The following is a 7945-nucleotide window of genomic DNA, read 5'->3' on the forward strand; positions in this document are numbered from 1 at the left end:
ACCGCCCTCGCCACCCAGGCTGGCGGCGGCCTCCAGGGAACCGGCCTCGCCGATCGCCGATCCGAGGTTCGTCGATCCGACGCCCTGCAGGGAACCGTTCTCCAGCGAACCGGTGAGCGCGGTGAGCGACCCGTTGACCGCGGTGAGCTCTCCGAAGGACCCGGTCAGGACATCGGCGCTGCCGCCGGTCGAGCCGGTGATGAGGTCCGAGCTCTGGCCCGTGGAGCCGCTGTTGCCCGAGAGGGACCCGGAGACCTCCTCGATGGAGCCGGACAGCGCGGGCAGGATGCCGCCCTCGGCGATCGACCCGATGATCGGGTCGGCGGAGTTGCTCTCCACCGAGCCGGCGAGCTGATTGGCCGACCCGTTGGTCAGCGAGCCGGCGATCCCTTCGCCGACGAGCTCTGCGGAGCCGCCGATGCCGGCCGTCGAACCGTCCGGGAAGTTGGCGGACAACGGTGGGAGCTCCGCGGACCCACCGAGGAAGTTGAGCTCGGTGGACAGCGGCGCCATACCCAGCGACCCCATGCCCTCGGACCCGGTGAGGGGCGCGAGATCGGACGAGGTGAACTCGGCGGAACCGCCGAGAAGATCGAGCTCCGTCGAGAGCGGGGTCATCCCGAGGGAGCCGATCTCCGTCGACCCGAACTCGGCGGAGCCGCCCAGGAGTTCCGTGGACAGCGGCGTCATGCCGGTCGATCCCACGTCCCCGGAGCCCACCAGCAGTTCGGTGGAGAGCGGGGCCATGCCCACCGAGCCGACGAGCGGCGCCAGGTCGGAGGAGGTGAACTCGGCGGAGCCGCCGAGCAGGTCGGTGGACAGCGGGGCCATGCCGGCCGAGCCGACCTCGGTGGAACCGAACTCGGCCGACCCGAACTCGGCCGACCCTCCGAGCAGGTCGGTGGACAGGGGGGCCATGCCGGTGGAGCCGACCTCGGCCGAGCCGCCGAGCAGGTCCAGCTGCGTGGACAGCGGAGCGAGGTCCGAGGAGGTGAAGTCGGCGGAGCCGCCGAGCAGGTCGGTGGACAGCGGGGGGAGCTCGGAGGAGGCGGGCAGCTCGGCGGAGCCGCCGAGGAGGTCGGTGGACAGCGGCATCATGCCGAGTGAGCCGATGTCGGTGGAGCCGAACTCGGCCGAACCGCCGAGCAGGTCCGAGCTGCCCGGCAGCTCAGCCGATCCGCCGAGCGGGTCCGAGCTCCCCGGCAGGGCCGTGGACCCGGCGAGGGGCTCGGAGCTGAGAGCGGGCAGGTCGGCGGAACCGCTGAGCGGATCCAGGCCGGCCGAGCCCCCGTCGAGGTCTCCGATGGAGCCGGTGATCGGGCCGAGCGCGTCGATGATGCTGCCCAGATCCTGCGCGTTGGCCGTGCCGTGGACGCCGGACGCGGCGAGGAGTACTGATGCCGCGACCGCGGCGGCCCTGGTGGGCTTGTTCATGGGGGAGGTCCTTTCGGTGGTGTGACCCCTCGGACGACTGGATCCTGCGGATCCGGGTCCGGACTTCTAACGCGCATAAGAATCCTCTAAGGCTGAGTGGGTGTCAACGGTTTGCTCAGGAAGTGGTACTGAAGTGACGGATGAGGTGATAATGGACTGATAAACAGCCGTCGCGAGCAGTAAGTGGAATAAGAGAACATCCAGGGCCACGACAACGGCCGGGGCCTCTCGAGTGGAGAGGCCCCGGCCGGGGCGGCGGTCTCGCAGTCAGCCGGTCGGTTCGCAGATCACCACCGGGATCACCCTGCTCGTGTTGGCCTGGTAGGACGCGAAGTCGGCGTAGCGCTCGACGAGTCGGGGCCAGAGCTCGGCGCGCTCCTCCGCGGTCGCCTCCCTCGCCGTCATGGCCCGGGTCCTCCGCCCCACCTGGATGGTGACCTCCGGGTTCGCCAGGATGTTCCGGTACCACTGCGGGTGTGTGGGCAGTCCCCCCTGGGAGGCGACCAGCAGGACCCGGTCACCGTCCGGGAGGTGGAGCAGCGGCACTGTTCGCGGTTCGCCGGACCTGCGCCCCGTCGTCGTCACCAGACAGACCGGAACCGGCGCCGTGAGTGCCGATCCCACCCTCCAGTTGCCGCCGATGCGGCCGCCGGAGACGCGGTAGGACCAGGTGTTGACCCGGGACATCACCTTGATGACGCCGAGAACCCACGGCTTGGAGCGCCGGGGATCGTCCACGCCGGTCTCCACCCCGGGGTGGCTCTCGCTCACTTCGAGCTCGACAGCGGTGCGCGGACGATCACGTGCTTGCCCGGGAAGAACGCCGCCAACTCGCGTCGGCTCTCCTTGAGTGCCGCCAGGCCGAAGCCCTTCTTGCGCTCGTCGGGGTGGATCCAGATGGCCACGTCGACATCGCCGTCGTCGATCTGCTCGCCGAAGACCAGGCCCACCGGTTGGTCGCGGGAGGTGTCCACGGCGACGAACCACATCGCCGACTCGCTCTCGATCCGTGCCAGGCCCGCCTTTCGCTCCTCCTCCGTCTTCTGCTGGTCCCACTCGCCGGCCGTCGCGGACGTCTCGTCCGACGAGCGCGAATGGTAGAGGTCGGAGTGGTCTGCAGTGTCGCGGAACGGGAACAGGGCGAAGCCGTGTGGCCCCGCACCGACCGGGTGGTTGGTCGTGTGTCCGACGAACGCCTCCAGTGGCGTCTTCAGTACCTCGCGTGCCTCGTCGACGGGCACCGCCAGCAGGTGTGCGATCGCCTCCGCCGCGTCCTCCGCGCCGTTGGCGGAGGAGATGGCGGCGAAGACCTCGCTCCGGCGGGCTGCGGCTGTCTCGATGGTGGTGCTGCTCATGTCAGATCCTCTCGATGATGCTCGCCGAGGCCTGGGCGCCGCCCGCGCACATCGTGATGAGGGCGCGTTCGCCGTCCGTTCGCTCGAGCTCGTGCAGGGCGGTCGTGATGAGCCTAGACCCGGTGCTCCCCACAGGATGTCCGATCGCGATGGCGCCCCCGTTGACGTTGACCTTGTCCATGTCCGGACCGTGCACGGCGGCCCAGCTGAGCAGCACCGAGGCGAAGGCCTCGTTGCATTCGAAGAGATCGAAGTCGGCGATGGACATGCCCGAGCGGTCGAGCACGCGCTGGGTGGCCTGGACGGGGCCGTCGAGGTGGTACTCGGGCTCGCCTCCGACCAGTGCCTGGTGGACGATCCGGGCGCGGGGCCGGAGCCCGTGTGCCTTTGCGACGTCCTCGTCCATGAGTAGCACCGCGGCAGATCCGTCCGACATCTGGCTGGAGGTGCCGGCGGTGTGCAGGCCGCCCTCGAGTACCGGCTTCAGGCCGGCGAGCGCCTCCGCGGTGGTCTCACGAAGGCCCTGGTCCCGGGTGACGGTCACCGTCTCGCCGGTGTAGGTTCCGTCCTTCAGGCGTTCGGGGGCGTCGACGCCGAAGGTCTCGCGGTCGAAGCGGCCCTCCTCCCACGCGCGCTTGGCGTTGGCCTGGGACCGCACGCCCAGCTCCTCCAGGTCCGCCCGGCTCAATCCGCGCCGCTGCGCGATCCGGTCGGCGGCGGTGAACTGGTCGGGCAGGTCGATCTGCCAGTCGTCGGGCCGGGGCATGCCGTTGGAGCCGTCGCCGACAGCCGCGCGGAGCGCGATCCAGCTCATCGACTCGACGCCGCAGGCGATGCCGACGTCCATCGCCCCGGCGTGGATGAGGTTGGCGATGAAGTGGTTGGCCTGCTGCGCCGACGAACACTGGCAGTCGATGGTCGTGCACGCGGTCTGCCACGGCAGTCCGGAGGCGAGCCAGGCGCCGCGGGTGACGTTGTTGCCCTGGGCGCCGGCCTGCGTGACGCACCCGCCGACGACCTGCTCCACCAGCGACGCGTCGATCCCGGCGCGCCGGATGACCTCTTTCTGGGACGCCCCCAACAGGTGTGCGGGGTGCAGGCCCGACAGTGCGCCGCGCGCCTTGCCGATCGGGGTACGAACGGCCTCGACGATGACGGGATTGCCCATGGTGGTCCTTCCGGAAGAACGGGCACAGTGGATCGGGCGCCCGAGAGGAACGTGTTCTAGTATGGTGGGTGGAACGTGTTCTAGATTACCGCTCGGATCCCGGGTTCGCAGTATCCCGGGGTCGTCGGTCGCCGAGCACGAGACGCATCCGACGCGGTCAAGGAGTACCAAGTGCAGGCAGTAACCATCCCCGAGGGTTTCGACTTCACGGATCCGGAGCTCTACGAGAAGCGCCTACCGCATCCCGAGTGGGCCCACCTCCGTCGGACCGAGCCGATCCGGTGGTGCGCCAACGAGCCCGGAGCCGACGGGTTCGACGACGACGGCTACTGGGTGGTCACCAAGCACGAGGACGTCAAGGAGATCTCCCGCCGCACCAACGAGGTGTTCTCCACGTTCGAGAACACCGCGATCCCGCGCTTCGCACCGGGCACCGAGCGCGAGATCGTCGAACTGACCCGCCTGTTGTTCATCAACCAGGACGGCGAGGAGCACAGGAAGTACCGGCGCACCATCTCCAAGGGTTTCACCCCCCGCAACATCGAGAAGCTCCGCGACCACCTCGCCGAGAAGGCGCGGGTCATCGTCGAGACCGCTGCGGCCAAGGGCAGCGGCGACTTCATCACCGAGGTCGCCTCCGAACTGCCGCTGCAGGCGATCGCCGAGCTCATCGGCATCCCGCTGGAGGACCGCCACCAGATCTTCGAGTGGTCCAACCAGATGACCAGCTATGACGTCCCCGGCAAGGTCGAGGAGTCGCAGATGGCCAATGCCATGGTCCTGTCGTACGCGCAGGAGCTCGCGGCCAAGCGTGAGGTCGATCCGCGAGACGACCTGGTGACCAAGCTCATCCAGGCCGACATCGACGGCGAACGGCTCACCCCCGACGAGTTCGGCTGGTTCGTGGTGCTGTTGGCCGTCGCCGGCAACGAGACCACCCGCAACGCCACCACGCACGGGATGGTCGCGTTCCTCGACAACCCCGATCAGTGGGAGCTGTTCAAGGCAGAGCGTCCCGCGACCGCCTACGACGAGATCCTCCGCTGGGCCTCGCCGATCACGTCGTTCCAGCGCACCGCCACCGAGGACGTCGAGATCGGGGGCGTGACCATGAAGAAGGGTGATCGCGCCGCCATCATGTACGGCTCGGCGAACTTCGACGAGGACGTGTTCACCGACCCCTTCTCGTTCAACATCCTGCGCGACCCCAACCCGCACCTGAGTTTCGGCGGGAACGGCCCGCACTACTGCATCGGGGCGAACCTGGCCCGGCTGCAGATCGAACTGATCTTCAACGCCATCGCCGATCACCTCCCGAACCTGGAGGCGCTCGGCGAGCCCTCCCGCATCCGCTCGGGGTGGCTCAACGGCATCACCGAGTGGACGGTCGACTACAAATGCCCGGTCATGCGCTGACCCGGGGCTCGTCGTCCTGATGTCCGGCTCCGTGCGAGACCATCGCCACGTCGACCGCGACGGCGTTCGGCTCCACTACGTCGTCGCCGAGCCCGCCCCCGCGGACGGCCGCCCGGGCACGGTGGTCCTCCTCCACGGCTTCCCGCACTTCTGGTTCACCTGGCACCGCATGATCCCGGTGCTCGCCGCCGCGGGGTGGCGGGTCATCGCACCGGACCTGCGGGGCATGGGGCGGTCGGACGCGCCCGCCGACGTGGAGGCCTACTCGCCGCGCGAGGTGGTCGACGACGTCCTCGCGGTGTGCGACGCCGAGGGGGCCGACCGGATCGTGCTGGTGGGCTTCGACTTCGGGGCGGGCGTCGCGTACGACACCTGCCATCTGGAACCCGGGCGGGTGCGGGCGGTGATCGGGATGGAGAACCCGTTCATGGGTACCGCCGGCTCGGTCCCGCCGCTGGAGGGCTCGGCGATGATGGCCGAGAAGCACTTCCTGCACCTCCACTACTTCTCGCGGCCGGGAGTGGCCGAGGCCGATCTCGCCGGTCGCGAGCGGGAGTTCCTCACCAGGGTCTTCTACGCACTGTCGGCGGACTACCACTACCTCGATGTGTGGCAGCACCCCCCGGGGTCGACCTATCTCGAGGCGCTGCCCGAGGCGCCTCCACTGCCGTGGCCGTGGTTCTCGGTCGAGGAGATGGACGTCTACGAAGCCGAGTACGCCCGCACGGGGTTCGCCGGCCCGCTGCAGTGGTATCGGGCGATGGACGCGTCCTGGTCCGCGCGGAAGGAGTTCGAGCGACAGACCAACCCGGTGCCGTTCTACTTCCTCTACTCCGAGCACGACCCCGATCTCGAGGGGTTCCACGGACGGGATCCGCTCTCCAGGCTCGGGCGACATCACGACGACGTACGCATGGTCCGGGCGATCTCCGCGCCGGCGGGGCATCTCATGCACCTGGAGGCCACGGAGGACACCCACCGCGAGATCCTCGCGTGCCTCCGCGACATCGATCTCAGTCGCTGAGTCCGTACTTCTCGCCGAAGGCCGCGATGGAGTCGAGCTTCTGTTCGGTGGAGCAGTCGAACCCGTGGCCGTCGATCATCCACGGCATCACGATGATGTCGGTGACCCCGGCCTCGACCAGTTCCGTGAAGCCCCGGGTGCCGAAGCGGTCCAGGCAGACCACCTGGATCGCGAAGGGCGAGCCGTCTCCCCGGTCGGCCAGTGAGCGGCCGTCGGCCTCGAGGAGTTCACCCAGCCGCCGGACGGTGGTGACGATCTCGTCATAGCCCATCATGGCGCTGGTCCAGCCCTGGCCCACCCTCGCGGCCCGCTTGAGCGCGATCTCGGTGTGACCGCCGACGTAGAACGGCACCTGCTGGCTGGGGGCGGGGGTGAAGATCAGCTCGTCGAAGTCGAAATGCTCGCCGTGGAACTCCATCCACTCACCCCGCAGGGCCTCGCGCATGATCGCCAGCGATTCGTCGGTGCGCTTGCCGCGGCCCTTGAACGGCGCCCCGCACCACTCGAACTCGTTGGGGTCCCAGCCGATCCCCACGCCGAGGTCCAGCCGGTTCCCCGTCAGCAGCGCCACCGACGCCACCTGCCTGGTGAGCAGCAGCGGATTGCGCGGTCCGACCTTGAGCACCTGCGGGCAGAAGCGGATGCGGGAGGTGGCCCCGCCCATCGCGGCGGAGGCGACGAGGGGCTCGACCCACTGGGTGCTGGCGTCCCACATGCGGGAGCCGTCCGGGGTGTACGGGTAGTCCTCGTCCTGCCGTCGCGGGTGGAACAGTGAGTCGGGCAGGACGATCCGGTCGAAACCGGCGGCTTCGGCCCCTCGGGCGATGTCCATGATCTGGTCGACGGGGGAGAAGGAGATGGGAACGGAGAACTCGGCGTCCACTACACGGCTCATGTCAGCCGCCCTTCGTGACGGCACCGGCGATGGCAGCGCGGTCGTCGTCGGTCAGCGGTCGTAGTCCTGAGGCCATGGCCACGTCCTGTTCCCAGAAGGCGCGGAGGTTCAGAAGCCGCCCCTGGGAGTCGACGCGGTAGTCCACGGCGATGTCGATCTCCATGACGCTGGAGCCCATGTGGGTCCGCATGGTGCCGACGCAGAGGAGTTCGTCGCCCGCGGCGATCCCGCGGTCGAACCGGAACTCGATGTGGTCCGGGGTGGCCACGGCCTTCTCCCAGAACTCCAGGAGCCGCTGGGTGCCGGTGTGACCGATGCCCTCGGCGTCGAACATCGACGGCCCCACGGGATCCTCGATGGTGCCCTCGGGGTTCCACCCGGCGATCCAGGCGTCGCGGTCGCCGGCGTTGGTCGCGGCCCACGAACGGCGCGCGGCGGCGTAGGCGGGGCTCGCCAACGCCGCCTCGCTCATCTCGAGCGGCCGGTACATGCCGCCGGCGTCCAGGTAGGGGTTGCTCATCGCCTGCGTTCCGATCCGACGACCCACATGGAGAAGAACTGGGACCCGCCACCGTAGGCGTGGCCGAGGGCCTTGCGCGCCCCCGGGATCTGGTGCTCCTCAGCGCGGCCCATGACCTGCCGGGCGGCCTCGG

8 protein-coding genes and 1 pseudogene are annotated in these 7945 nt (G+C 69.3%); 2 read left to right on the top strand and 7 right to left on the bottom strand.

Annotated features, from left to right (window positions below; translation table 11 throughout):
- The 4 genes from G6026_RS14130 to G6026_RS14145 all read right to left on the bottom strand — a co-directional run.
- Positions 1–1434: hypothetical protein (locus G6026_RS14130; protein ID WP_182613541.1), on the bottom strand; the 1434-nt coding region annotated here is incomplete at its 3' end.
- Between the two features lie 267 nt (positions 1435–1701).
- Positions 1702–2121: a nitroreductase family deazaflavin-dependent oxidoreductase gene (locus tag G6026_RS14135; RefSeq protein WP_182613556.1), complete on the bottom strand. Its 420-nt coding sequence runs from the start codon at positions 2119–2121 to the stop codon at positions 1702–1704.
- 80 nt (positions 2122–2201) lie between these two features.
- A complete protein-coding gene (locus G6026_RS14140) occupies positions 2202–2789 on the bottom strand; it encodes a GNAT family N-acetyltransferase (protein ID WP_182613542.1) in 588 nt (195 codons plus the stop codon).
- Between the two features lies 1 nt (position 2790).
- Positions 2791–3957: a steroid 3-ketoacyl-CoA thiolase gene (locus G6026_RS14145; protein WP_182613543.1), complete on the bottom strand. Its 1167-nt coding sequence runs from the start codon at positions 3955–3957 to the stop codon at positions 2791–2793.
- Between the two features lie 171 nt (positions 3958–4128).
- Here G6026_RS14145 and G6026_RS14150 point away from each other — a divergent pair, with 171 nt between their 5' ends.
- Complete coding sequence (locus G6026_RS14150) at positions 4129–5373, top strand: cytochrome P450 (protein ID WP_182613544.1); 1245 nt, start codon at positions 4129–4131, stop codon at positions 5371–5373.
- A gap of 19 nt (positions 5374–5392) precedes the next feature.
- Entirely contained in the window at positions 5393–6397 is a 1005-nt protein-coding gene (locus G6026_RS14155) for an alpha/beta hydrolase (RefSeq protein WP_194305682.1), read from the top strand.
- Here the strand turns inward: G6026_RS14155 and G6026_RS14160 are convergent.
- The 3 genes and pseudogenes from G6026_RS14160 to G6026_RS14170 form a co-directional block, all read right to left on the bottom strand.
- Complete coding sequence (locus tag G6026_RS14160; protein WP_182613545.1) at positions 6387–7292, bottom strand: TIGR03619 family F420-dependent LLM class oxidoreductase; 906 nt, start codon at positions 7290–7292, stop codon at positions 6387–6389. The two genes, G6026_RS14155 and G6026_RS14160, sit on opposite strands and share 11 nt — an antisense overlap.
- A gap of 1 nt (position 7293) precedes the next feature.
- Positions 7294–7812, bottom strand: a complete 519-nt coding sequence (locus G6026_RS14165) for a nuclear transport factor 2 family protein (protein ID WP_182613546.1) — start codon at positions 7810–7812, stop codon at positions 7294–7296.
- Positions 7809–7945 (bottom strand): annotated as a pseudogene (locus G6026_RS14170) (thiolase domain-containing protein); the annotation flags it as partial. The gene G6026_RS14165 and the pseudogene G6026_RS14170, both read right to left, overlap by 4 nt.

The sequence above is a fragment of the Dietzia sp. DQ11-38-2 genome (assembly GCF_014145055.1).
Taxonomy (GTDB): domain Bacteria; phylum Actinomycetota; class Actinomycetes; order Mycobacteriales; family Mycobacteriaceae; genus Dietzia.

Coding starts and splice junctions, on each gene's coding strand:
- G6026_RS14135 (WP_182613556.1), bottom strand. CDS start 2,121: ATGTCCCGGGTCAACACCTGGTCCTACCGCGTCTCCGGCGGCCGCATC.
- G6026_RS14140 (WP_182613542.1), bottom strand. CDS start 2,789: ATGAGCAGCACCACCATCGAGACAGCCGCAGCCCGCCGGAGCGAGGTC.
- G6026_RS14145 (WP_182613543.1), bottom strand. CDS start 3,957: ATGGGCAATCCCGTCATCGTCGAGGCCGTTCGTACCCCGATCGGCAAG.
- G6026_RS14155 (WP_194305682.1), top strand. CDS start 5,393: ATGTCCGGCTCCGTGCGAGACCATCGCCACGTCGACCGCGACGGCGTT.
- G6026_RS14160 (WP_182613545.1), bottom strand. CDS start 7,292: ATGAGCCGTGTAGTGGACGCCGAGTTCTCCGTTCCCATCTCCTTCTCC.
- G6026_RS14165 (WP_182613546.1), bottom strand. CDS start 7,812: ATGAGCAACCCCTACCTGGACGCCGGCGGCATGTACCGGCCGCTCGAG.